Below are 24,282 nucleotides of genomic sequence, written 5' to 3' on the forward strand. Positions count from 1 at the left end.
GGGTTCCGGGGTGGCCATGGGCGTGGGGGCGGCGGGCAGTTCCACCGCCGCGCCGTCCGCGGTCAGCTGGACGCTCTGCCCGGCAAAGCCGCCGTAGATGCCCAGGTAGGTGCGGCCGGGGTTCAGGGCCACCGGGTTGCCCGCCTCATCATACAGGTACAGCGGAGCGGTGGGTTCGCCTTTCTGCCACCGGACGGTCTGCCAGCCGCCGCCGGAAAGGTACAGGCCGGTGCCCTGGGTCAGATCATAGTCCCGGGTATAGCCGTCATCCTTGACGCCGGCGCTGGCGTACAGCACCAGCACGTTGTTGAAGCTCAGCTGGGCGCCGGTATCGGCGTCGGTCTGGGCGCTGCCGTCGCTGTTGAACTTCAGGTAAGCGCCTGCCTCCGCCGACCAGTCCAGCCGGGCCAGCGCGCCCTCGGCGTACTGGATGGTCAGGCTCTGGGATGCGGCGGTGTTGGGCAGGGTCATGGCTTCACCGGCAAAGTGGAACATACCCGGCACGGTGCCGTCCTGGGCCACGCCGGTGGAGGTCAGGCCGTTGTTCAGCGTCTCCTGCCGGGTGTACCAGCACAGTTCGTCGCTGACGGTGGCGTTGCGGTCCCAGTCCATATCAAACACCGAAACACCCACATACCAGCCGTTGATGTCCTGATAGGCGTACTGGTTGAGCAGGTTCCAGGCGTAGTTGTTCTGGCCGATGTGAACCGGAATGGCGTTGCCGCCCATGGCAAACTGCAGCAGCGTGTCCCGGGCGGGGCCCACCGGCCCCACCTTGGGCAAGCCGCTTTCCGCCGAGAACAGCCCCATCTGGTAGGTGGTGTTGCCCTCGGTCAGGCACTCAATAAGCGCCTGGGCGGAGCTGATGCCCCACTGGGGCAGAGCCGCAGGCGAATTGTAGAAGGTCACCGCATAGGGACGGCGGGTACAGGCGCTGTCCCGTGCCGCACCGGTAAGCGGGTCCACCGCGGACGGAGCGGGCTGGGTGTCGGCGGTCTCAGCGCCGGGTTCCGACACGGCAGAACCGGCTTCCGGCACAGAGGAGCTGTCCGGTTTCGGTGCACAGCCTGCCAGCATACACAGGCAGAGCAGTGCGGCAAGAAAGAGTTGTACAGATCGTTTCACGGGTTACGTTCCCCCTTTTCCCTTTGCGGGCTGAATTTCGCAGGTCGTTCCCTCCCGGCCCGGAGTGAAGCACAGAGCCTGTCCCGTCCGGGACAGGCTCTGTGTGTGTACGGATTTTACAGGTGCGCTGCCGCTCAGCCCTCCGAAGTGGTCAGAGCCTCGCAGCTGAAGTTGTTGAACTCGTCCAGATCCACCACGGCCAGGTAGGTCTTGCCGCAGTTGATCTCGTACGGGGTGGAACCGTCCAGCTGCACCAGGCGCAGGGCTTCCTGCGGAGTACCTTTAACCCAGCGAATGCGCTCGGCCTTGCCACCGTAGATGTAGTAGCCGTATCCACCGTAGGAGTAGTCCACAAACTGCAGATCGGTGGAAGTGTGGCCGGGATAGGTGTGAATATCGGTGAACAGCACCACCACGTTGTCAAAAGCCAGCTGCTGGTCGTTGTTCTGGTCAATAGTGTCCAGGTAACCGCTCTTGCCATAATACTGGCTCATATAGTACAGATTCAAGCTGCTATCATAGGTAAGGCGGGTGCGATAGCTGCTGGAATGCTGCACCGTAACCTGTTCTGCCACGCTCACCTCATCGCCAGACAGCTGACGGGCAGGCTCACGATAATCCACAAAGTTGAAGAAAGTGGATTCGCCGTAATCCCGGAAGGTATCCACACCTTCTCCCGTGATGTATGCGATCAAATGCTCACCGTCGGTGTACTCGGTGTGCTCGGTAGCCAGGCCCGTCTTTCCTGCCCAGTTGTACCGGTTGGGCTCACGCCAGGTATACTTGCCCACCCATTTCAGGTTAAATTCCTGATAATCATACTGTTCTTCCATCTGGTCAGTAATCACGCTCTGACCATCATGAGCATAGAGCATCTGCCAGGGCAAGAACAGCTGGAAATACTGGTCACGGCAGGAGCGCAGGGGTCCGATCTTGCCCAAATCAGACCAATCGTCAAAAATGCCCATCAGGCGGGTTATACCGCCTTCCACCTTGATCTCCACCACGATCTCCGCATCGGACAGACCGTTCTGGGGCCGGGCGTCGATCAGGTTGTTGAACATGATGGCCACAGGGCGCTGGTTGTCGGGATAGCTGGAGTCCTTTTCATAGCCGGTCAGCAGCTGGGCGTTGTAGGGCTCCGGGGTGGGTTCCGGCGTGGGTTCCGGGGTCGCGGCGGGCTCATTGCCGCCGTTGCCGCCGGCGGTGCCGGGGTCCTTGCCGCAGGCGGCCAGCAGGCCGACAGAGAGCACCAGGATCAGGATCAGACAAAGCAAGCGTTTCATGGTAATTCCTCACTGTGTTTTGTATTTTCCGCACACCGGAGACCGGCGGCTTTTTCAACATCATGCGCCCCGCTTGTGGCATCTTTTATTGTACACGGCAGGGCCGGGGCTGTAAAGCTTAAATTCCTGCCAGTTTGCCCGCTCATTCGACCGGCTGGTCATCGATGCGGAAGTATTCGAACTGATCCAGCCCCACCATCGCGATGTAGCTCTGGCCCGGGTTGACCAGCACATCTTCCTCGGTGCCGTCCAGCCGCAGGATGCGCAGCGGCGACGAGGCCGCCCCTTTCATCCAGCGCACCCGCTCATACCGGCCATCGCAGAAGTAATAGCCATATCCCTGGCCGGACAGATCCACCTGGCTGAGCACCCCGTCCGGGTACTTGGTGATCTCGGTGAACAGAATGAACAGGTTGTCCGCCTGGTACTGGGCGCCGCCGTCCCCTTCGTCCACCTGGGGTTCGCCGAACTCCCACTTGGCGTAGCGGCCGGTAGTCTCGTCATAGCGGAACTCACAGTCGGTGTAGCCGGAGAACCGCAGATACACCTGTTTGGCCACCCCGTCTTCCAGCACACGGGCGGGCTCGTCCGCGCCCACAAACCGGAACGTCTGCGGCATCTCATACCCGAAATCGGTGTCCAGGCCGAATTTTTCCAGCGCAGCGGCCAGGGTGGGGCCGTCGGTATAGACGCAGTAGTCCTGGTCCATGGTCTTGCGGCGCTCCTGGTCGATCCAGTAGAAATTGCGGTATTTGCCATCCAGCGAGCGGTACCCCGGGCAATGGAACACATCCAGCAACACATTGGCGTAGGTAGACCCGCCGATATGGGCGTAAAGACATTCCAGCGGCAGCATCAGCTGCACGTGCTGGTCCCGGGCGGAACGGATGGGCCCCACCACCGGCATGTTGGCGTAATCCCGGTACACGGCCATCAGGCGGGTCACGCCGCCCTCGGTGACCATCTCGTACAGCAGGTCGGCGCTGTTGATGCCGCTCTGGGGCAGCGCCCCTTTTACGTTGTTGATCATCACCGCCACGCCGCGCTTGCCGGCGGGATAATTCTCCCCCTGAGGCAGGCCGGTATAGGGGTTGATGCCCTCCAGCGTTTCATAGGCAGGTTCTGCCGGCTCTTCCTCCACAGGCGTATGGGTAGGCGCCGGGGTGGCGGTGGGCTGCGGTGCTTCGCTTTGAGGCGCACAGCCCGCCAGCAGACACGCAGCCAGACAGAGTACAAACAGCAGACAGGTCGGTCGTCTCATAGGCCGCCCTCCTTTTTCTCCTGGCAATCCACAAACGGATTGATTACCCTTATCATACTCAATTTCGCCGCTTTTGTAAACACTTTGTAATTTATCTTACCAAATTAGACCATAAATTTTCCACAAATATTTTATTTTTATTCATCGCTACCTGTATTTGACGCAGGCCGCGGAGTATAGTATAATATCTCTCGTTCAAAGCATAAACAGCCGGGTGTAGCGCAGCTGGTAGCGCGCCTGCTTTGGGAGCAGGATGCCGTGGGTTCGAATCCCGCCACTCGGACCATCTTTTCCGCAAGCGCTGCTGCGCTTGCGGTATTTTTTTTACCGTGCATCACAGCACAGTAAGGAGGACAAGCCATGATCAACCAAGAACAGCAGACCCGCGGGGCCGGTATTTCTCCGGCATCCAGCGGGCAAAAGCCCCGGGTTGCCTTTCTCTGCGTGCACAACTCCTGCCGCAGCCAGATGGCGGAGGCGCTGGGCAAGCAGCTGGCCGGGGATGTGTTTGAAAGCTGTTCCGCCGGCACCGAGCCGGGCGCCCGGATCAACCCTGACGCGGTGCGCCTGATGAAGCAGGTACACGGCATTGATATGGAACAGACCCAGTATAACAAGCCCCTGACCGATCTGCCCGCTGTGGACATTGTGGTCACCATGGGCTGCAACGTGCAGTGCCCGTCCCTGCCCTGCTCCCACCGGGAGGACTGGGGCCTGGACGACCCCACCGGCCAGGAGGACGCGGCCTTTCTGGCGGTGATGGCGCGCATCGAGGAAAAGGTGCTGGATCTGAAGCGCCGTATCCAGAGCGGCACCCTGTAAACGCGGCACAGCGGCCGCCCGGAAATCCGGGCGGCCGCTGTTTTGTCTTATTTTTTCCGGCTTTGGAAATCCCGCTCAATGGCGTCTTTCCAGTGTTCGTCCAGCGGGGTGCTGCAGCGGAATGTGGCCACGGCCTGCCCCACCACATCGTAGTTCAGGCGGGTGCCCTTGCTGTCGCTGTGGTAGTTCACCGCCCGGTCGGGCGCAATGCCCAGCCGGCCCGCGGTTTCCACCGCGTCGATATTGGCCCCCAGGAACAAAAACTCCCAGCCGTATTTCTCCTTTTGCCGCTGGATCATCTCCCGCACCTGCGGGGCCGTATAACGGCGGCTGGCGTTCTCCATTCCGTCGGTGGTGATGACGAAAAGGGTGTGTTCCGGCACATCCTCCGGCCGGGCGTATTTGTGGATGTTGCCGATGTGATGGATAGCCCCGCCCACCGCGCCCAGCGGGGCGGTGCAGCCCCGGACGTAATACTCCTTGTCGGTCAGGGGGCGCACCTTATCCAGCCGGACCCGGTCGTGGATAACCTCGGTTTGGCTATCGAACAGCACGGTGGAGACAAAGGCCTCGCCGGGCTGCTTTTTCTGCTTTTCCAGCATGGAGTTGAAACCGCCGATGGTGTCTCCCTCCAGCCCCTGCATGGAGCCGCTGCGGTCCAGGATGAATACCAGTTCGGTCAAATCTTTCTTCATACAAAAATCCCCCTGTTCTGTGTTTGTTTGGCCTACAACCACAGTATAGGGGGATTTTGCTGTTGGCAGGTCGCCCGGCGGGCGACATTATCCGCGCAGGATCTTTTCCATGGGCCGGCCCTTGGCCAGTTCATCCACCAGCTTGTCCAGATAGCGGATCTCCCGCATCAGGGGATCCTCAATGGTTTCCACCTGCACGCCGCACACCTTGCCGGTGATGAGGGCCCGGTTCGGGTTCGGGGCCGGGGCATTGCGGAAAAAGTCCCCATAGCTGGTTTCGGACTGTTCCAGCCCGGCGATCTGCTCCGGCGTGTAGCCGGTAAGCCAACCGGTCACCTGGTCCACCTCCTGCCGGGTGCGGCCTTTCTTTTCCGCCTTGGTCACCAGCAGCGGGTACAGCTTGGCAAAGGGCATCTGGGTCACATCCATACGGGGCATAGCGTCAACCTCCCAGCAGGCTCTGATCAAAAGCGAACAGCGCCTCGTTGATTTCAAAAATGTCGTAGTTGCGATGGGCGATGAAATACTCCACGATCACGTCGAATTTACTGGCATGGGAAAAGGCATAGCCCGCCTTGCCCAGCAGATCCCGGGCTTCCTCCAGCGGCAGTTCCAGCGCCACGGCAAAGGCCAGAGCGGTGGGTTTGGAGGGCTTGTAATGCACGTCCGACCGGATCTTGGAGAACAGTTTCCGGTCAATATTGGCCTTTTTGTAGCACTGGGCGTCGGTGATGCCCCGCTCGTCGATCTTGCGCAGCAGCATCTGGGAAAAGCTCTCGTCCAGCTGGTTCAGGCGCGCGATCAGCTGTTCAAACGTATCCTCTCCTGCTTCAGCCGCCGCACAGGAGGCGGGCATTCCGACGCCCGACTGTGCCGACATAGCCCGGCGGTACTGGGTTTCCCGGCTGTCGGTATGGGCGTCCACATACCGGTCGTCGATCCAGGCGGCGATATCGGCAAAGAGTTTTTCCCCGATGGCATAGGCCGCCCGGTCAAAGATCACCAGATACACCGTCATGTCATGGGCCAGCAGAAAATCCCCGATGGTATCCACCGCCACCTTGAGCGCCTGATCCTTGGGGTACCCGTACACGCCGGAGGAGATCAGCGGAAAGGCCACCGTTTCGCACCGGTGAGCCAGGGCCAGCTCCAGCGAGGAACGATAGGCAGAGATAAGCAGTTCCCTTTCGCCCTGCTGCCCGCCCCGCCAGACCGGCCCCACCGTATGGATCACATACCGGGCGGGCAGACGGTACCCTTTTGTGATTTTGGCCTGCCCGGTTTGGCAGCCGTGCAGGGTGCGGCATTCCGCCAGCAGGTCCGGCCCGGCGGCACGATGGATGGCGCCGTCCACGCCCCCGCCGCCCAGCAGGCTCTCGTTGGCGGCGTTGACGATGGCGTCCACCTTCATGGTGGTGATGTCGTTTCGCACGATTTGCAGGGGCATACAAGGCGCCTCCTTTGTTACAGCTTGAATTCTGTTGGATACTCTTTCTCGATCAGGACGGGCTCCAGCCCGTACCGGCGGCAGGCTTCCCGCGTCTGGGCGTTGTCCCGCAGCAGGGTTTCCAGCGTGCAATCCGAATCGTCCAGCCGCTGCTCCGCCACGCTGGCGTATTGTTTGATCTCCCGGTAATGGCGGCGGATATATCCCTCGCTCATCACCAGGCAGATATACCGAATACGGGCGCGGTACTCCGCCGGGAAATCCTGCTGCCAGTCAAAGGGAATGTAGCAGCCCTCCACGATCAGGTCCTGGCTGTTTTCGATGGCGGTTTTGATCATCTCCCGCACCACCGGCCACAGGTAACCGGTCAGTTCCCGGTCATCGCTCAAGGGGGTGAGGGTGGTATACCCGCTGCGGATCAGCCCCATCTTCAGATGGTCGATGGACAAGCAGAAATATCCGTATTGTTTCACCAGCCGCTGGGCCAGGGCGGTTTTTCCGGTGTGGGAGGCCCCCGCGATCAGAATAACCATGTCTGTATCCTCCTGTGATAATCCCATCATAGCACGGGCGGCGGGGTCTTGCAATCGGGAAAGGCGGCGGCACAAAAATAGGCCGCGGGCTTTCACCCGCGGCCGTTCTGTTCTTTATTTACCGGCGGCAGTTTCCCCGGCAGCCGGGCGCCAGCGCCACCGACAGCAGCCAGCCGATCACCGCCATATACAACATGGAGTTGACCGGGCTGGCGGCGATGGTGCAGGTATTGCCGGAGCATCCCACCAGGTAATGCCAGGCCAGGCCCGCCAGCGCGCCGCCCAGGATAAACAGGGCCGGACGCCGCCAGCGCTTGATGCGTTCTTTCATGTTATTCGCCTCCCGCCAGATACTCCTCCGCCATGTGCACCGCCGTGGCCCCGTCGGCCACCGCCGTTACCACCTGGCGCAGGGGTTTGGTGCGCACATCCCCCACGGCGTACACGCCGGGGATGTTGGTGCGGGTGGTTTCATCCGCCACGATGTACCCGCTGCGGTCCAGCGTCAGCTGGCCCTCCACCAGGTCGGTGGCGGGCTTGCGGCCCACGCTGATGAACACTCCGTCGCAGGGGATGGTGGTTTCCTCGCCGGTATTCACATCCCGCAGCTTCACGCCGGTAAGCTTGCCGTCCTGCAGCAGTTCTGCCACCACGCTGTTCCAGCGGAATTCGATATTCTCCGCCTGCATCAGCGGATCGTGATAGATTTTGGTGGCCCGCAGGGTATCCCGCCGGTGCACCAGAATCACCTCTTTCGCCACCCGGCTGAGCAGCATCGCGTCCGCGGCGGCAGAGTTGCCGCCCCCCACGACCACCACGGTTTTGCCTTTATACCGCATCCCGTCGCAGGCGGCGCAGTAGGCCACGCCCCGGCCGGTCAGGGCCGCTTCGCCGGGCAGGCCCAGTTCCCGGGGATTGGCCCCGGTGGCCACCGCCACGGTGCGGGCGTAAAAAGTTCCCTCGCTGGTTTCCAGCACCTTGGGAACCGCCGTCAGATCCATGCGGTCCACCTGGGCGTATTCGGTCTTGGCGCCGAACCGCTCGGCCTGGGTCTGCATCCGTTCCGCCAGGGTAAAGCCGTCAACGCCCTCTTCAAAACCGGGGTAGTTGTCGATCTGTTCGGTCAGGGCCATCTGGCCCCCGGCGGAGAGTTTCTCCAGCACCAGGGTATCCAGCCCGGCCCGGGCGGCGTACAAAGCGGCCGTATAGCCGCCGGGGCCGCCGCCCACTACGATCATATCGTATACATGGGGTTCGCTCATGGACGCTGCCTCCTTACTTCTCCAGGGCCTCCCGGATAAACTGGTCGATGGCCGCCTTGGAACCGGGGTTCACCACCGAGTCCAGCGCCTTGCCGTTCTTGTACAGGATCAGGGTGGGGATGACCTCCACGCCCTCCTCGTCGGTAACCTGTTCGGCCTCGTCGATGTTGAGTTTCACCACCGCCAGCCGGTCGCCGTATTCCTCGGCGATCTTTTCGTAGGCCGGGGCGATCCGGCGGCAGTAGCCGCACCAGGGCGCCCAGAAATCCACCAGCACGGGCTTGTCCCCCTGGATCATCTCGCGAAATTGTTCCTGATTGATATTCAAAGCTGCCATAGTTGCCAGCCCCTTTCCTTTTTGTTTGATCTTAGTATACCCCGAATAGGGGCGCGGGTCTGTGATAAGGTCACACGGAAAGCAAGTGCGCACCTTTTTTTCCATGAACCGGGCGGAAAAATCTGGTATTCTCTGGGTGCAGGGCCGGTCAGGGCGGATGACAGACCGCCGCGGTGCGCGGGGAATTTCCGAAGCGTATGCCGGACGGGCGCTGCCTGGCAACGCGGCAACGCGCGGGGTTCGACTCCCCTCTTTATTATTCGCAGGTTCAAATCCTGCCTGTGCATTCCGCACAGCCGATTGGTACGGAGCCGCTTTTTGCGGCAGCGCCCCGCAAGGGGCACCACTTCCGGCGTTTTCTCCGCCCCCGTTTGGGGGCAGCGGCCCCGGGCCCTGCCCGCGGGCGGATACCGCGCGGATTGCCGTGCAGGCCAGAGACTCTTCTTCCGCCTGCCGGACAAACGCGCTCAAGCCCGCGGCCGCACAGGGCCGCCCGTGGGAAAACGCCCCCGATTCTTTTCCCTTTTATAAAGGAGGTTATCCATATGAAAGCTATCATCGTTCAGGACAATCAGCGCGGGCTGCTGTTCCGCCACGGAAAATTTGTGCGGATGCTGGAGCCGGGGCGGCACTGGCTGTACGGCGGGCGGCAGGCGGAGATCCTGTCGGTGGAAGACCCGCTGCGCTCCGAGTTCTGCCCGCTGGAGCAGCTGCTGGAAGACCCGGCCATCGCCCGGGCTACCGCTTCGGTGGAGGTAGCCGACCAGCAGCTGGCACTGCACTATGTGAACGGAGCGTTCCAGGAGGCCCTGTGCAAAGGCCGGTATGCCTTCTGGAACCTGCGGGGTGAACACACCTTCCGGCTGGTAGATACCACGAATCCGGAAATCGGGCCGGAGGTGCCCGCCTACCTGCTGGCCCGGCTGTCCTCCGCGCTGTACCAGCGGGTGGATGTGGAGGACTACCAGAAAGCCCGGCTGTACTTTGACCACCAGCTGCAGCGGGTGCTGGACGGAGGCCGGTACTACTTCTGGCGCAACGGCGTACTGGTGGAGGCCGACATGGTGGATACCCGGCTGACCCAGCTGAACGTAACTGGCCAGGAAATCCTGACCCGGGACAAGGTGAGCGTGCGGATCAACTATGTGTGCAGCTACCGTATCACCGACTGGGTAAAGGTGCTGACCGAGATCGACGACTACACCGAGCAGCTGCATGTGGCGGTGCAACTGGCCCTGCGGGAGTTTGTGGGGGTGCAGCGGCTGGACGAGCTGCTGGAGAGCAAGGAGCAGCTGTCCGCCCAGGTGCTGGCCCGGCTGCGGGAAAAAGCCCCGGCCCTGTATCTGGAGATCACCGACGGCGGCGTCAAGGACATTATCCTGCCCGGCGAGATCCGGGAGATCATGAACACGGTGCTGGTGGCGGAAAAGCGGGCCCAGGCCAACGTAATCACCCGTCGGGAGGAGGTGGCCTCCACCCGCAGCCTGCTGAACACCGCCCGCCTGATGGAGGAAAACCGCACCCTGATGCGGCTGAAAGAGATGGAGTACATCGAGCGCATCTGCGAAAACGTGGGCAATATCAGCCTGAACGGCAACGGCGATCTGCTGGCCCAGCTGCAGCAGCTGCTGGAGCGGCACGCCTCCTGACATATGAAATAACCGGCGCGCGCCTTGGGATGTGAACTGCACCCCATTTGTTAGACGGTATGATATACTGGATAACAAGTGGGGTGCTTTACTATGCCAAAAGGAATACCAAACAAACGATACACGCCAGAATTTAAGAAACTAGTGATTGAAACGATGATGGCAGAAAAGCTGAGTTACCGCGAAACAGCAAGGCGATTTGAAGTAAGCAGCGATACTCGAGCTGGGCATCGTGATCCTGGAAAATGTAGGGAACCTGGTCTGCCCGGCGGAGTTCGACACCGGCGCGGCCAAAAACGCCATGATCCTGTCGGTGCCGGAGGGGGACGACAAGCCCCTGAAATACCCGCTGATGTTCTCGGTCTGCCACGCGCTGCTGGTGAACAAGATCGACACCCTGCCGGTATTCGACTTTGACCTGGCGGCGGTGGAGCAGCGGGCCAAACAGCGCAACCCGCAGCTGGAGATGTTCCCGGTATCGGCCCGCACCGGCGAGGGAATGGAGGCCTGGGTCGGCTGGCTGGACCGGCAGATCCGCGCCTGGAAAGAGCAATAAGGAGGAAGAACCATGGCTGTGCGCAAAAACATCCTGAAACTGGCCAAGAAGATCAGCGGCTCGGTGGCGATGCTGGTCAAGCTGGACGAGAACGCCCCCGAGTACAAGGTGCTCAACTGCGTGGTGACCGACGAGATGTGCGAGGTGGCCCTGGCGCTGGAGCTGCGCAAACCCCAGCCGCTGGAAACCATCGCCCGCCGCTGCGGCCTGCCCCTGGAGGAAACCAAGGCCCGGCTGGACAAGCTGACCGAAGCCGGCGTGAGCATCTTCCATTCCGAGAACGGTGTGGACGTGTTTGAACTGCCGGTGTTCGTGCCCGGCGTGATGGAAAAGATGATGAACAACCGGGCCCAGTGTGAAGAGCACCCGGAGATCCCCGCCGCCTTTGAGGAATACGCCCGGCTGCGGGGCGGCCTGCTGAGCCCCAAACTGCCGGTGGGCGCCTCCCCCATGCGGGCAATCCCCATCCAGAGCGCCATCGACGGGGACAGCCACACCGCGCCCTATGAGCAGGTGGCGGATATCCTGAACCGCAGCACCCGGTTTGCGGCGGCGGACTGCTCCTGCCGCACCTCCCGGCGGCTGCTGGGCGAGGGCTGCGGCCATCTGGAAAAGGAGATGTGCCTGCAGCTGAACGAGGGCGCGGAATACTGCATCCGCACCGGCCGCGCCCGGGAGATCACCCGGGAGGAAGCCTTTGAGATCGTGCGCAAGGCCGAGGAAAACGGCCTGATGCACTCGGTGCCCAACATCGACGGCTCCGAGACCTACGCCATCTGCAACTGCTGCGGCTGCGGCTGCTATGCCATCCGCAATGCCTCCTACTACAACGCGCCGGATATGGTGCGCTCCAACTATGTGGCGGTGACCGACAGCGACAAGTGCGTGGCCTGCGGCCAGTGCGTGGAAAACTGCCCGGTAAACGCGCTGAAGCTGGGCCAGAAGCTGTGCGACCACGGCCCGGACGCGGAGACCGTTTCGCCCCGGGATCACGTATGGACCAAGGAGCACTGGAACGTGGACTACCGGGAGAACCGGCAGGACGTGGCCGAGGAGGGCACCGCCCCCTGCAAGACCGCCTGCCCCGCCCACATCGCGGTACAGGGATACATCAAGCTGGCGTCTCAGGGCCGGTACCGGGAGGCGCTGGAGCTGATCAAGAAAGAAAACCCGTTCCCGGCGGTGTGCGGCCGTATCTGCCCCCGCAGCTGCGAGAGCGCCTGCACCCGGGGCGGTCTGGACGAGCCGGTGGCGGTGGACGAGATCAAGAAATTCATCGCGGATCAGGAACTCAAGGCCGAGCACCGGTTTGTGCCGGAAAAGGCCCACGACTACGGCAAGTCCATCGCGGTGATCGGCGCGGGCCCGGCGGGCCTGTCCTGTGCCTATTTCCTGGCGGTGGACGGCTACAAGGTGACCGTGTTTGAAAAGGAACAGGTGCTGGGCGGTATGCTCACCCAGGGCATCCCGGCGTTCCGGCTGGAACGCGGCATCGTGAACGCCGAAATCGAGATCCTGCGGGATCTGGGCGTGGAGTTCCGCACCGGCGTGGAGGTGGGCCGGGACGTGACCCTGGACCAGCTGCGCGCCGAAGGCTTTGAGGCGTTCTATGTGGCCATCGGCGCCCAGGGCGGGCGCGCGCCGGGCCTGGCGGGCGAGGACGCTGAGGGCGTGATCGCCGGCGTGGACTTTTTGCGGGCGGTCAGCCAGGGCAAGGGCCCGGCGCTGCACGGCCGGGTACTGGTGATCGGCGGCGGCAACGTGGCCATCGACGTGGCCCGCACCGCGGTGCGCCAGCAGGCGGAAAGCGTGGAACTGTACTGCCTGGAAAGACGGGAGGAGATGCCCGCGCTGGAGGAAGAAATTGCCGAGGCGGAGGCCGAAGCGGTGGTGATCCGCAACGGCTGGGGCCCGAAGAAACTGCTGGTGGAAAACGGCCGGATCACCGGGGTGGTGTTCCGCCGCTGCACCGCCGTATACGACGCCCAGCACCGGTTTGCCCCCCAGTATGACGACAACGACACCGTGACCGTACCGGCGGCCTGGGTGCTGCTGAGCATCGGCCAGTCCATCCAGTGGGGCGGCCTGCTGGAGGGCAGCGCGGTGGAACTGGGCCGGGGCAACACCGCCCAGGCGGACCCGCTCACCTTCCAGACCGCTCAGAAAGACGTGTTTGTGGGCGGCGACTGCTACTCCGGCCCGCGGTTTGCCATCGACGCCATCGCGGCGGGCAAGCAGGGCGCGGTGTCCATCCATCGGTTCGTGTGGGAGGGCGTAAGCATGACCGCCGGCCGCGACCGCCGCGTATACAAGGAGTTTGACAAATCCGCCGCCGACCTGGAAAGCTTTGACCGGATGCCCCGCCAGCGGCCGCTGCATAAGGCCACCCGCCCCGACAGCTTTGAGGACGGGCGCTGCACCTTTACCGAGGAGCAGATGCAGCAGGAAACCCGCCGCTGCCTGGGCTGCGGCGCGGTGCAGCTGAACCAGGAGATGTGCATCGGCTGCGGCCAGTGCACCACCAAGTGCAAGTTCGACGCCATCCATCTGGAGAAGAAGTACCATGTGGAATACAACACCTTCGAGGGCATTCCCCTGAAGCTGACCCCCAACATGGTCAAGCGGGTGGGCCGCATCGCCGCCCGGTCGGTGAAGGATGTGTTCACCGGCAAGAAGGACTGAGGAGGCGCGCGCCATGCATGAACTGGGGCTTGTATTTGAGATGGCCCGGGTGATCGAGGAATCCCTGGCCGGTGAGGACGTGACCGCCGTGGACACGGTGGTCATGGAGATCGGCGAGGTTTCCTCGGTGGTGCCCCACTACTTTGAATCCTGCTTTCCCGCCGCCCGGCAGCGGCCGCTGTTCCGGGATGCCAAGCTGGAGATGGAGATCATCCCTGCGGTGGGCCGCTGCAAACGCTGCGGCAAGGAGTTTTCCATCGTGCCCACCAAGGGCTACTGCCCCCAGTGCGGCAGCTTTGACAAGGAGCTGCTCAGCGGGCGGGAGTTCAATATCCGGGAAGTGCGGGTAATCTGAACCGCCGGATCCCCGGCCCGCCCCCCTGCCAAGGCCGGACGCGGGCCGGGGATTTTTCCACAATTCAACTTAAACAAAAAAATCACAATTTCCTCTTGCATTTTCCCTCTGTACGCGGTAGACTGATTTATAACAAGCGTTATTTTATCTGCAGGAGGGCTGTATGCCGCCAAAAAAGAGGATTCAGAAGCAGGATATACTGGCCGCCGCCGCCCAGGTGATCCGGCAAAAGCAAACGCCGACGGTGCGCAGCATCGCGGCACAGCTGGGGTGTTCCACCCAGCCGCTGTATTCGGAGTTCGGCAGCCAGGAAAAACTGTTCGAGGCGCTGCCCGAATACCTGCGGCAGACCTATCTGGCGGCGCACTGCACCAGCTACAAGGATTTCGGCCGGGTATTTCTTCGGTTTGCCGCCGAGGAAAAGGAGCTGTTCCAGTACCTGTACCTGCGCCGGCGGGAGCCGGGGCAGACCCTGCTGGAGGATCCCAACCGGGAACTGACGCTGCAGCTGCTGGCCAGCAACCTGGAGATGAGCGGCGAACAGGCGGCCGAAATGCACCGGCGGATGCAGTACTACTGCTACGGCCTGGGTGTTATGATCGCCACCGGATACCGGGATATGTCCGCCGAGGAGATCGACCGGGAACTGACCGACATCTTTGTAATCCTGCTGCGGCACTACAAGCAGGTTCCGGACGAAGCGACGCTTGCCTATTGGCTGGAACGGTCCAGACATCTCATTGGATAAAACAAGGGAGGTTATTATGGAAAAGCACACGACCAAAGCCTACGACGTGGTTGTGATCGGCGCCGGCAACGGCGGCCTGACCGCCGCGATCCGGGTGCTGCAGGGCGGGTATTCCTGCCTGGTGCTGGAAAAGCACAATCTGCCCGGCGGGTTTGCCACCAGCTTCAAGCGGGGCCGGTTTGAATTTGAAGCCAGCCTGCATGAACTGAACGACTTCGGCTCCCCCGAAGAGCCCGGCGATATCCGCACCCTGTTCCGGGATCTGGGTGTGGAGGACAAGATCGACTGGCTGCGCATCCCCGAGGCCTATCACCTGATCACCACCGACAAAAAATACGACTGCGAGATGCCCTTCGGCGTGCAGGCCTTCATTGACAAGATGGAGGAATATGTGCCCGGGTCCCGCCGGTCGATGACCGACTTCTTCGACCTGTGCGAAGAGGTGCGGGCCGCCCAGACCTACTCCAACTCGGTAAACGGCAACACCGATTCCGAGTACATGAAGAAGAATTTCCCCAACTTCATCAAGGCGGGCAGCTACTCGGTGAACCAGGTGCTGGAGGCGCTGAAGATGCCGCCCCGCGCCCGGGATATCCTGAACGCCTACTGGTGCTACCTGGGCGTGGACTGCGACCGGATGAGTTTTCTGCATTACGGCTCCATGGTGATCCGGTACATCACCCGGGACGCCTGGATGCCCAAGATGCGCTCCCACGAGATCAGCCTGGCGATGGATGCCCGCATCCGGGAACTGGGCGGCGATATCTGGTACAACTCCCCTGCCGTCAAGATCCACGCGGAGGGCCCCGGCGCCATCACCGGCGTGGAACTGGCCGACGGCACCCTGATCCCCACCCGCCATGTGATCGCCAACTGTGCGCCGCACCTGGTGTTCGGCAAGCTGCTGGATGAAAAGGCCGTGACCGAAAAGATGGTGCGCGCCACCAACTCCCGCACCTTTGCCGGGCGGGGCTACACCCTGTTCCTGGGCCTGAACAAGTCCGCCGAGGAGCTGGGCATCAAGAGCCACAACTACTTCATCTACGACACCGCCGACAGCGTCAAGCAGTACGACATGATGCGCAAGGTGGACACCAACCACGTACAGGCCACCGTCTGCCTGAACAACGCCTGGCCCGGCTGCTCGCCGGAGGGCACCTGCATGATGTACTTCACCACCATGTTCATGTCCGACGACTGGGGCAACGTGGCCGATACCGATTACTTCAAGGCCAAGGACCGGGTGGCGGACGATATGATCCGGGTATTTGAGCGGGAAACCGGCTGTAAGATCCGGGACGCCATCGAGGAGATCGCCGTGGCCAGCCCCACCACCTACGCCCGGTACTGCGGCCATCCCCAGGGCGTAATTTACGGCTATGAAACCGCCGACTGGGACAGCCTGATGCCCCGCATGATGATGATGAAAGAGGACGCGCAGCTGTTCCCCAACCTGCGGTTTGCGGGCGGCTGGGCCATGCGTTCCAGCGGATATTCCAGCTCCTATGTGTCCGGCGATCTGTCCGGCCGGCAGACGGTGGGCGATTTGAAACGGGAGGTGAAGTAAGATGAACTTCAAGAAACAGATCTTCGGCTTTATGGATATGCTGCGGTTCAAAAAACTGGTTCCCAACCGCCGGGCGGCGCTGGAGGCCGGTTCCCCTGAGCCGCTGCCCCGGGATTACCGGGTCAACCAGCAGGCCCGCCGCCTGCACCCCGGCATGATGGAGGTAGAACTGACCGCGGTGCGTGTGCTGGTTCCCGGCATGACCGAACTGACCTTCAAGCGGCTGGACGGGGATGCGTTCCCCTTCTTCCGGGCCGGCCAGTATGTGAGCCTGCAGGCCCCGGTGGGCGACAGCCTGGTCAGCCGCCCCTACTCCATCGTATCCAGCCCCCGGCAGGCGCTGGAGAATGTACTGACTCTGGGCGTGGCCGACGCGGGCTTCTTCTCCGGCTGGCTGAACCGGGAGGTCAAGCCCGGCGACCGGTTCCGCATGAGCGAGCCCTCCGGCGAGTTCCACTACGAGACCCTGCGGGATAAAAAGCAGATCGTCTGCATCGCGGGCGGCGCGGGCATCACCCCGTTTATCTCCATGGCCCGCAGCATGGCCGAGGGGGACGAGTCCTACGAGATGCTGCTGTTCTACGGCGCCCGGGACGAAGCCCATCTGGCCTACAAGGCGGAACTGGACGCCCTGACCCGGAAGGGCCTGCGGGTGGTGTATGTGCTGAGCGACGAGGAAAAGCCCGGCTTTGAGCACGGCTTTGTCAGCGCCGCCCTGCTGGAAAAATACGTGGATGTACACAACGCCACCTTCTTTTTGTGCGGGCCCAAAGCCATGTACGACTTTGTGGGCGCCCAGCTGGCCCCCTACGGTCTGCCGGTCAAGGCAATCCGCCGGGACGCCACCTGCTGCGGCGACCTGACGCTGGATGCGCCCCGTTGCTTCAAACTGACGGTGCATATCCGGGACAAGGTGTACACCCTGGACGCGGCCGAGAACGAAACCCTGCTCACCGCCATGGAACGGGCCGGTGTGCCCGCCCCCAGCAAGTGCCGGGCCGGCGGCTGCGGCTACTGCCACAGCAAGTGGCTGGGCGGCGAATTCCGCATTGCCGACGGCCGGGACGGCCGCCGCGAGGCCGACCGGAAGTTCGGCTTTGTACACCCCTGCGTGACCTATCCGCTCTCCGATATGGAGATCGAGGTTCCCGCGGCCGAGTAAGCACAATTATACTTTTTGTTGAAATGAGGCGTCCTTTTACAAGGGACGCCTCATTCTTTGCGTTATTTACACTTTACGGGGGGAACTATTGCGGCAGGCTATTCTCCTTTGCGGTCGAATCCTGTAAGATGGCAGGTGAACACACCCATCCACCGTTGAAGGAGGTTTTCATGCGACCCGACTACAATTTTCTGTGGTTCAAAAAGGAGGACAGACGCTGTTCTCTGCGGGCTTCGGTCAGTCTGGACGGCAAGCTGTATCTGGGCCGGGGGCTGCGGGCCGTGCTGCCCCGGTATATCCGGCTGGGATTTGACGAGCGCCGCAAGGTACTGGCCATTGCCGTGGGCCGGGTGGAGGACATTGAACTGCCCCGGTGCGGCGTTCTGAACGTCCAGACCCTTGCCTGCCGCATCCAGGCCACCGGTTTGCGGCTGCCGGTGACCTTTCTGTTTACCAAAGATGAGATGACCGGGTTTTATCTGGGGCGGGTCCTGCCCCGTCGCCGTTGCGACCGGGCCACCGGCCAGCGCCGGTACGATCCGGAGCAGCTGCTGATCCTGTATCAGCATGTGCTGGATGAAGCGGTCAGCAAAATTGCCAGAAGCACCCCGCTGGCCGACCGGCGGGCCGCCGCGCGGGAGGCGTTCTTGGAGGCGGTGGAAGGCTATCAGGCCGGCTGCGGCGAGTGGGAGGACTATCTGCAGGAACGGATCTGCAAGCACCTGCTGGCAGAAAACCGTCCGCACGCCGCGGCTTACGGCCAGCGATCTCTGGACGCGCCGCTCACCGGGGAGGGCAATTTCTGCCTGTACGGCACCGCCGCAACCGCCAGTTCCGGCGGGCTGCAGCAGGCGGAAGACCGGATCATGGAAGAACAGTTCCGTGCCAGCCTGTCCACACGGGAACGGGCGCTTGCCGATCTGCTGCGCAGCGGCGTATCCCTGGCCCGCATTGCCGGCACCCTGTGCCTGTCCGAAGACGAAGCCGTGGAGCTTGGCTACCAGATCGCCCGCAAGCGGAAGGCGTTTTTTGCGGCGACGTGATATCTAGTTTTGCTTTTGGCCCACGGCGGCGGTCCAGACGCCTTTGGTATATACCGTAACGGAAAAGCCCGCCGCTTCCAGCGCGGCTCGCAGCTGCGCCGGGGTATAGATGGTCATGCCGGGGCAGTTGTGGCTCCAGACCGCGCCCTTTTGCGGGTCGCTCATCTCGGTGACCACCAGTAGCGCCCCGCCCGGACGCAGCACCCGCGCCGCCTCCCGCAGGCCGGCGGTCAGGTCCGGCCAGAAATACACCGTTTCCACTGCCAGCGCCGCGTCATAGCTTGCATCCGCAAAGGGCAGCGCCATCACATCGCCGCGCACTACCCGGCAGCGGTCCGCCTGCCGGGCATTGACCCGGCGGCTCACCGCCACGCTCTCGCCGGAATAGTCCACCCCATCCACCCGGCAGCCGGGCAAGCGGCGCAGCAGCCGGGCAATATTGCCGCCCCCGCCGCAGCCGATATCCAGTATCCGACCATTGACCGGCCATTCCATCCGGTCGAAAGCCCAGCCGGCCACCGGGCCGTGGCCGTTGTTCATCCCCCGCAGTATCAGACGGCCAAAGCCGCCTTGGGGGCGCTTGCAGTTTTCCAGAAACGCTTTCAGCATACGCGGTTCCTCCATGCTGTGCAGGGCGGCAATAGTTTCCACTCCCGCTGGTTAGTTAAGACTAACTACATAATACCGCCTTCTGCTGAAAAGCGCAAGAGGGCCCGGCGAATCCGCCTGTTCCGCCGGGCCCAAAACCTTATTCCAGCTTGTTGTTGAGGTGCCGCACACTGCGCCACACGGCCAGAAACTGAAGCAGCCAGATCAGGGCAAAGATGCCCAGATAGATACCTCCATAGCACAGCACCCCTGTCAGACTGCGCTCCGTCCAGCAGCAGGCATACGCCGCCGGCAGCATCACGGCGGCGGTGACCGTAAAATAAACCGCTGTCTGGCGGGCGATGCTCCAGTGTTCCAGGCTCCAGATCACCGACGCCGCCCCAAAGACCGCCCCCAGCACCGCGCTCAGAACCGTTTGCAGAACAACCGCCCGCAGCACGCTGCCGCATGCCGTGATCAGCGCCGGAGCGCAGGGAAGATAGGCGCCGCTTCCCAGTGAGGAAAGGAGCGCGATCGCATGGCTGAGCGCAATGCCCGCCACCAAACCGTTCAGCGTGCGGAACAGGATCATTCGTTTCATCGTTTGTCACCTCACAGTTTCAGCATAGCACGGATGCGGGGCACATACCGGCGGGACACCCAGGTCACGGTGCCGTCGGCAAGACGCACACAGATGGAGCCGGCCAGATTCAGGTCAAAGTGCTCCACCCGCCGCAGGTTGATGATCTCTCCGTGGGATATGCGCACAAAACGGGTCGGGTCCAGCGTTTGCTCCACCTCGTACAGCCGCTGGCGCAGGGTATATACCCCCTGCCCGGCGGCCGCGTATACCCGGCCGCCCTCCGCCCAGATGCGAAGCAGGCTGTCCGGCTCCAGCAGTTCCACCCGGCCGTCCCGCAGCCCCGCCAGCAAACCGGGCCCGCTCTGGCGCAGCGCATTGACCGCCGTCTCCACCTCGCGGGTCACAGCCGCGGTCAGGATGATGGCCCGCGGCTCGGTGCAGTCCGGATCAATGCGGATCTCGATCTTCATGGCATCGCCCCCTTATGGGTTCAGCATACCGCGTTCGTCTCCGGTAAGCAAGCCGCCGCCGACAATCGGTAGTATTCTGCCGATGATTGGCGCTCCCCTTCCCGCTTGCGGCCCCGGCGGCGGGAGGGTATAATAAAACCAGCAAACCAGACAGGAGGCGTTGCATATGCTGGCATACACCTATGTTTCCCCCGGAAAATTCGAACTTCTGGACAAGCCCCGTCCCCGGCTGCAGAGCGACCGGGACGCCATCGTGCGGGTGACCCTGGCCAGCATCTGCACCAGTGACCTGCATATCAAGCACGGCTCGGTGCCCCGGGCGGTGCCCGGCATCACGGTGGGCCATGAGATGGTGGGCATCGTGGAAGAGGTCGGCCCGGCGGTGCGGCGAGTGCGTCCCGGCGATCGGGTGACCGTGAATGTGGAAACCTATTGCGGCGAATGCTTTTTCTGTCAGAACGGCTGGGTGAACAACTGCACCGACCCGCAGGGCGGCTGGGCGCTGGGCTGCCGCATCGACGGCGGGCTGGCGGAGTATGTGCGGGTTCCCTACGCGGATCAGGGCCTGGACCCGATTCCGGACACGGTGACCGACCGGCAGGCCCTGTTTGTGGGGGACGTGCTGGCCACCGGCTACTGGGCGGCGGATATCAGCGGGGTGCGCCCGGGCGACACCGCGCTGATTCTGGGCGCGGGCCCCACCGGCATCTGCACCCTGCAGTGCCTGCGGCTCAAGCAGCCCGGCCGAATCATTGTCTGTGAGCCGGACCCGGCCCGCCGGGCCTTTGTGGAACGGCTGTACCCGGATGTTCTCACGGTGGTCCCGGCGGACGCAGTGGCTTTTGTGCAGGCGCACAGCGAACACGGCGGCGCGGACGCGGTGCTGGAGTGCGCGGGCAGCGCGGACAGTTTCCGCCTGGCCTGGGAAACGGCCCGGCCCAACGCAGTGGTCACGGTGGTGGGGCTGTACGACACGGCCCAGACCCTGCCGCTGCCGGATATGTACGGCAAAAATCTGATCTTCAAGACCGGCGGTGTGGACGGCTGTCACTGCGGCGAGACCCTGGCGCTGATCGCCGCGGGCAAGCTGGACACCACCCCGCTGATCACCCATACCTTCCCCCTTTGCCGGGTGGAGGAGGCTTTCGCCCTGTTTGAGTTGCGCCGGGACGGGGTGGTCAAGGTAGCCATTGAACCGGGCGCGTAAGGAGAAGCCATGAAAATTCTGATCTCCCCCGCCAAGAAGATGCGGGTGGATTCCGACAGCCTGCCGCCGCTGGGCAAACCGGCCTTTCTGGCCGACGCGAAACGGCTGCTGGCCACTTTGCAGGCCATGCCACCGGAACAGCTGAAAGCCCTGTGGGGATGCAGCGAATCGTTGGCTGCCATGAACGTGGAGCGGCTGCGCACCGCCGACCCGGACCGGGCGCTGACCCCGGCCATTCTGGCCTACGAGGGCATTCAGTACCAGTACATGGCCCCGCAGGTGATGGAAAGCGGGCAGCTGGACTATATCCAGGCCCATCTGCGCATCCTGTCCGGGATGTACGGGGTACTGCGCCCCTTTGACGCGGTCATCCCCTACCGGCTGGAGATGCAGGCCAAGCTGCCGATGGACGGGCAGAAAGATCTATACGGCTTCTGGGGCGGGCGGCTGGCCGCCCACCTGGCCGCGGAGGATAACTGCCTGCTGGATCTGGCATCCAAGGAGTACAGCCGGGCGGTGCGGCCCCACCTGCCGGATTCGGTGCGTTGGGTGGAATGCCGGTTTGTGACCCGCAAGGGGGACAAACTGGTGGAAAAGGCCACCCTGTGCAAGATGGCCCGGGGCCGGATGGTGCGCCATCTTGCCGAAAAAGGGGCCCAAACGCCGGAGGACGCCCTGGATTTTACCGACCTGGGCTTTCAATACAGCGCCGCGGATTCGCGGCCGGACACACTGGTATTTATCAAGGAGGATTGAACCATGCTGGAAGTTGGAACCAAAGCGCCGGATTTTACCCTGCCGGACAAAAACGGAAACCCGGTATCCCTGTCGGATTTTGCGGGCAAGCGGGTGGTGCTCTATTTCTATCCCCGGGACAACACCCCCGGCTGCACCCGGCAGGCCTGCGGCTTTGCCCAGAACTATGACGTCTTCAAGGAACTGGGCGTGGAGGTGATCGGGGTCAGCAAGGACTCGGCTGCTTCCCACGAAAAGTTTGCGGCCAAATACGAACTGCCCTTTATCCTGCTGTCCGATCCGGAACTGACCGTATTGCAGGCTTACGACGTGTGGAAAGAGAAGAAGCAGTACGGCAAGGTAAGCATGGGGGTAGTGCGCAGCACCTATGTGATCGGGCCGGACGGCACGATTGAAAAGGCCATGCCCAAGGTCAAGCCGGACACCAACGCCGCCGACATTCTGGCCTGGCTGCAGGGGTGACCGGTATGGAGCCGATCACCAATGATGAACTGCTGTTTTTTGACCGGATGCCCGCCATGCTGCCGGTGTATGAAGCACTGCGCCAGCAGCTGCTCACCCGCTGCCCCGGCACCTCCATCAAGGTGAGCCGCAGCCAGATCTCGTTCCGCAGCAAATATATCTACGCCATGGCTTCGCTGCCGGTGCGCCGCCGCAAGGATTGGCCGGAGATATGTCTGGTGGTTTCCTTTGGCCTGGCGGACCGGCTGGAATCGCCCCGCATCGCGGTGGCGGTAGAGCCATATCCCCGCCGCTGGACCCATCATGTGCTGGTGGAGCGGCCCGACCAGCTGGACGAGGAGCTGCTGGGCTGGCTGGAACAGGCCTGGCGGTTCTCGCTGGAAAAGTAACGGGAGGAACCCTGTGGAACAACACGATATTCTGGCCCGGCTGCGGAAACTGGCCGATCCGGCCTACCAGAGTTTTCAGGCGGCGCTGATCCCCACCATAGATCCGCAGCGGGTACTGGGGGTGCGGATGCCCGCGCTGCGCCGGCTGGCCCGCCAGCTGCGTGGCACCGATGAAGCCCGGGCGTTTCTGGCCCGGCTGCCGCACCAGTATTACGACGAGAACAACCTGCACGGCCTGCTGATCAACGAGGAGAAAGACTACGACGCCGCCGTGGCGGCGCTGGACGCCTTTCTGCCCGTTGTGGACAACTGGGCCACCTGCGATTTGCTGAGCCCCCGCGCCTTTGCGGCACGACCCGCCGCACTGGCCGAGCAGGCGCAGCGCTGGATGGCATCCGACCATCCCTTTACCGTGCGGTTTGGTGTGGGGATTCTGCTGCGCTGGTATCTGGACGATCCCTGGTTTCAGCCGGAACAGCTGAAATGGGCGGCATCGGTGTGCTGTGAGGAATATTATGTAAACATGATGGTGGCCTGGTATTTTGCCACGGCGCTGGCCAAACAGTATCCGGTTGTGTTGCCCTGGCTGCAAGAGCGGCGCCTGCCGCGCTGGGTACACAACAAAACCATCCAGAAAGCGGTGGAAAGCTACCGGATTACGCCGGAGCAAAAGCAGGCCTTGCGGGCACTGCGCTGGAAAGAATAAAAAAGCCGGGCGGCATGATTCCTTTTCAGGAACCATGCCGCCCGGTTTATTGTTTTGTATTACCGGTCAGTGCGGCGCATCAGGCGTTCGCATTGTCCTTGTTGTCCTGGCCGTGACGGCCCAGCACCATCAGGACGATCTGAACCACGGCGATCAGCGCCATGATCAGGGTCCAGCGGTCGGTCATCACCATGGGCAGGCTCATGTCCTCGGTCACGAAGAAAGCGATCAGAGAAACCAGGGCGGGAACCACACCGATCAGGTGCAGAGCGCCGCTCTTGCCCGCGAAGCGCAGGCCCAGCATAACCAGACCGGCCAGCACGGTGAGCACCATCAGGATCAGGTTGATCAGAGCCCAGCCGCTCACGCCCGCCTGGGCGGTAGCGTCGTCTTCGATCTCTTCGGGTTCCGCAGTAGCCTCAGGGGCCGGAGTGGCCTCGGGAGAAGCCTGCGGGGTCTCCTCGTCCTCGATATCCTCGGCATCCTCGCCGTCATCCACGACCGCTGCGTCATCGCCGTCATCCGCCGGAGTCACAGGAGCCACCGGGATCACCGGGGTCTCCGGAACCGGAGTGGGAACCGGGGTGGGAT

The 24,282-nt window shown here is 62.7% G+C and carries 27 protein-coding genes, 1 tRNA gene and 1 pseudogene; 15 read left to right on the top strand and 14 right to left on the bottom strand.

Going from position 1 to position 24,282, the window contains the following annotated elements:
- The 3 genes from B5E65_RS15110 to B5E65_RS15120 form a co-directional block, all read right to left on the bottom strand.
- Positions 1-1,125: DUF3048 domain-containing protein (locus B5E65_RS15110; RefSeq protein WP_087172594.1), on the bottom strand; the 1,125-nt coding region annotated here is incomplete at its 3' end.
- A 134-nt stretch (positions 1,126-1,259) separates the two neighbouring features.
- Positions 1,260-2,411, bottom strand: a complete 1,152-nt coding sequence (locus tag B5E65_RS15115) for a DUF3048 domain-containing protein (protein WP_087172595.1) — start codon at positions 2,409-2,411, stop codon at positions 1,260-1,262.
- Positions 2,412-2,553: 142 nt separating this feature from the next.
- Entirely contained in the window at positions 2,554-3,672 is a 1,119-nt protein-coding gene (locus tag B5E65_RS15120) for a DUF3048 domain-containing protein (protein ID WP_087172596.1), read from the bottom strand.
- A gap of 210 nt (positions 3,673-3,882) precedes the next feature.
- On the opposite strand from B5E65_RS15120, the gene B5E65_RS15125 reads away from it, so the two are divergent.
- Both B5E65_RS15125 and B5E65_RS15130 read left to right on the top strand, forming a co-directional pair.
- Positions 3,883-3,958, top strand: a tRNA-Pro gene (locus B5E65_RS15125).
- Positions 3,959-4,032: 74 nt separating this feature from the next.
- A complete protein-coding gene (locus B5E65_RS15130; protein ID WP_087172597.1) occupies positions 4,033-4,494 on the top strand; it encodes an arsenate reductase ArsC in 462 nt (153 codons plus the stop codon).
- 47 nt (positions 4,495-4,541) lie between these two features.
- On the opposite strand, the gene B5E65_RS15135 is transcribed toward B5E65_RS15130, so the two are convergent.
- From B5E65_RS15135 to trxA, 7 genes are all read right to left on the bottom strand, one after another.
- Positions 4,542-5,189 (bottom strand): vWA domain-containing protein, encoded by a 648-nt coding sequence (locus B5E65_RS15135; RefSeq protein ID WP_087172598.1) that lies wholly within the window; start codon positions 5,187-5,189, stop codon positions 4,542-4,544.
- An 87-nt stretch (positions 5,190-5,276) separates the two neighbouring features.
- Entirely contained in the window at positions 5,277-5,627 is a 351-nt protein-coding gene (locus B5E65_RS15140; RefSeq protein ID WP_087172599.1) for a DUF2200 domain-containing protein, read from the bottom strand.
- A gap of 4 nt (positions 5,628-5,631) precedes the next feature.
- Entirely contained in the window at positions 5,632-6,636 is a 1,005-nt protein-coding gene (locus B5E65_RS15145) for an O-acetyl-ADP-ribose deacetylase (RefSeq protein WP_087172600.1), read from the bottom strand.
- 17 nt (positions 6,637-6,653) lie between these two features.
- Complete coding sequence (locus B5E65_RS15150; RefSeq protein ID WP_087172601.1) at positions 6,654-7,169, bottom strand: AAA family ATPase; 516 nt, start codon at positions 7,167-7,169, stop codon at positions 6,654-6,656.
- 118 nt (positions 7,170-7,287) lie between these two features.
- A complete protein-coding gene (locus B5E65_RS15155) occupies positions 7,288-7,500 on the bottom strand; it encodes a hypothetical protein (protein ID WP_087172602.1) in 213 nt (70 codons plus the stop codon).
- A 1-nt stretch (position 7,501) separates the two neighbouring features.
- Positions 7,502-8,431: a thioredoxin-disulfide reductase gene (gene trxB / locus B5E65_RS15160; protein ID WP_087172603.1), complete on the bottom strand. Its 930-nt coding sequence runs from the start codon at positions 8,429-8,431 to the stop codon at positions 7,502-7,504.
- A 13-nt stretch (positions 8,432-8,444) separates the two neighbouring features.
- Positions 8,445-8,768, bottom strand: a complete 324-nt coding sequence (gene trxA / locus B5E65_RS15165) for a thioredoxin (RefSeq protein ID WP_087172604.1) — start codon at positions 8,766-8,768, stop codon at positions 8,445-8,447.
- A 545-nt stretch (positions 8,769-9,313) separates the two neighbouring features.
- Here trxA and B5E65_RS15170 point away from each other — a divergent pair.
- The 8 genes and pseudogenes from B5E65_RS15170 (at position 9,314) to B5E65_RS15205 (ending at position 18,530) form a co-directional block, all read left to right on the top strand.
- The gene (locus B5E65_RS15170) at positions 9,314-10,417 is read left to right on the top strand and encodes a slipin family protein (protein ID WP_087172605.1); all 1,104 of its coding nucleotides are present in this window, start codon (positions 9,314-9,316) and stop codon (positions 10,415-10,417) included.
- A gap of 220 nt (positions 10,418-10,637) precedes the next feature.
- Positions 10,638-10,973 (top strand): annotated as a pseudogene (gene hypB, locus B5E65_RS15175) (hydrogenase nickel incorporation protein HypB); the annotation flags it as partial.
- Positions 10,974-10,985: 12 nt separating this feature from the next.
- Entirely contained in the window at positions 10,986-13,655 is a 2,670-nt protein-coding gene (locus B5E65_RS15180; protein ID WP_087172607.1) for an FAD-dependent oxidoreductase, read from the top strand.
- A gap of 13 nt (positions 13,656-13,668) precedes the next feature.
- Positions 13,669-14,010 (top strand): hydrogenase maturation nickel metallochaperone HypA, encoded by a 342-nt coding sequence (locus B5E65_RS15185; protein ID WP_087172608.1) that lies wholly within the window; start codon positions 13,669-13,671, stop codon positions 14,008-14,010.
- A 163-nt stretch (positions 14,011-14,173) separates the two neighbouring features.
- Complete coding sequence (locus tag B5E65_RS15190) at positions 14,174-14,758, top strand: TetR/AcrR family transcriptional regulator (protein ID WP_087172609.1); 585 nt, start codon at positions 14,174-14,176, stop codon at positions 14,756-14,758.
- A gap of 16 nt (positions 14,759-14,774) precedes the next feature.
- Positions 14,775-16,325 carry a phytoene desaturase family protein gene (locus B5E65_RS15195; protein ID WP_087172610.1) on the top strand — a complete coding sequence of 517 codons (1,551 nt, stop codon included), beginning with the start codon at positions 14,775-14,777 and terminating at the stop codon, positions 16,323-16,325.
- A 1-nt stretch (position 16,326) separates the two neighbouring features.
- Positions 16,327-17,487: a 2Fe-2S iron-sulfur cluster-binding protein gene (locus B5E65_RS15200; protein ID WP_087172611.1), complete on the top strand. Its 1,161-nt coding sequence runs from the start codon at positions 16,327-16,329 to the stop codon at positions 17,485-17,487.
- A 170-nt stretch (positions 17,488-17,657) separates the two neighbouring features.
- Positions 17,658-18,530 carry a hypothetical protein gene (locus B5E65_RS15205; RefSeq protein WP_087172612.1) on the top strand — a complete coding sequence of 291 codons (873 nt, stop codon included), beginning with the start codon at positions 17,658-17,660 and terminating at the stop codon, positions 18,528-18,530.
- A gap of 3 nt (positions 18,531-18,533) precedes the next feature.
- Here the strand turns inward: B5E65_RS15205 and B5E65_RS15210 are convergent, their stop codons facing one another.
- From B5E65_RS15210 to B5E65_RS15220, 3 genes are all read right to left on the bottom strand, one after another.
- The gene (locus B5E65_RS15210; protein ID WP_158098610.1) at positions 18,534-19,139 is read right to left on the bottom strand and encodes a class I SAM-dependent methyltransferase; all 606 of its coding nucleotides are present in this window, start codon (positions 19,137-19,139) and stop codon (positions 18,534-18,536) included.
- Positions 19,140-19,278: 139 nt separating this feature from the next.
- On the bottom strand, positions 19,279-19,719 hold the full coding sequence (locus tag B5E65_RS15215) for a DUF3021 domain-containing protein (protein WP_087172614.1): 441 nt from the start codon (positions 19,717-19,719) through the stop codon (positions 19,279-19,281).
- An 11-nt stretch (positions 19,720-19,730) separates the two neighbouring features.
- Positions 19,731-20,171, bottom strand: coding sequence for a LytTR family DNA-binding domain-containing protein (locus tag B5E65_RS15220; protein ID WP_087172615.1), 441 nt, complete (start codon positions 20,169-20,171; stop codon positions 19,731-19,733).
- Positions 20,172-20,337: 166 nt separating this feature from the next.
- Here B5E65_RS15220 and B5E65_RS15225 point away from each other — a divergent pair, with 166 nt between their 5' ends.
- From B5E65_RS15225 to B5E65_RS15245, 5 genes are read left to right on the top strand one after another with little or no spacing between them, the layout of a single operon-like run.
- Positions 20,338-21,378 carry an alcohol dehydrogenase gene (locus B5E65_RS15225; protein WP_087172616.1) on the top strand — a complete coding sequence of 347 codons (1,041 nt, stop codon included), beginning with the start codon at positions 20,338-20,340 and terminating at the stop codon, positions 21,376-21,378.
- Between the two features lie 9 nt (positions 21,379-21,387).
- Positions 21,388-22,134, top strand: coding sequence for a peroxide stress protein YaaA (gene yaaA, locus B5E65_RS15230; protein WP_087172617.1), 747 nt, complete (start codon positions 21,388-21,390; stop codon positions 22,132-22,134).
- A gap of 3 nt (positions 22,135-22,137) precedes the next feature.
- Positions 22,138-22,596 (top strand): thioredoxin-dependent thiol peroxidase, encoded by a 459-nt coding sequence (gene bcp / locus B5E65_RS15235; protein WP_087172618.1) that lies wholly within the window; start codon positions 22,138-22,140, stop codon positions 22,594-22,596.
- Between the two features lie 5 nt (positions 22,597-22,601).
- Positions 22,602-22,985 carry a DUF5655 domain-containing protein gene (locus B5E65_RS15240; protein ID WP_242957583.1) on the top strand — a complete coding sequence of 128 codons (384 nt, stop codon included), beginning with the start codon at positions 22,602-22,604 and terminating at the stop codon, positions 22,983-22,985.
- A 13-nt stretch (positions 22,986-22,998) separates the two neighbouring features.
- Positions 22,999-23,691, top strand: coding sequence for a DNA alkylation repair protein (locus B5E65_RS15245; protein WP_242957584.1), 693 nt, complete (start codon positions 22,999-23,001; stop codon positions 23,689-23,691).
- Positions 23,692-23,770: 79 nt separating this feature from the next.
- On the opposite strand, the gene B5E65_RS16285 is transcribed toward B5E65_RS15245, so the two are convergent.
- Positions 23,771-24,282, bottom strand: a 512-nt coding sequence (locus B5E65_RS16285; RefSeq protein ID WP_481810363.1) for an FILTED domain-containing surface protein, incomplete at its 5' end; no start/stop codon positions are given.

Source organism: Gemmiger sp. An120, from assembly GCF_002160955.1.
Classification (GTDB): Bacteria; Bacillota; Clostridia; order Oscillospirales; family Ruminococcaceae; genus Gemmiger_A; species Gemmiger_A avium.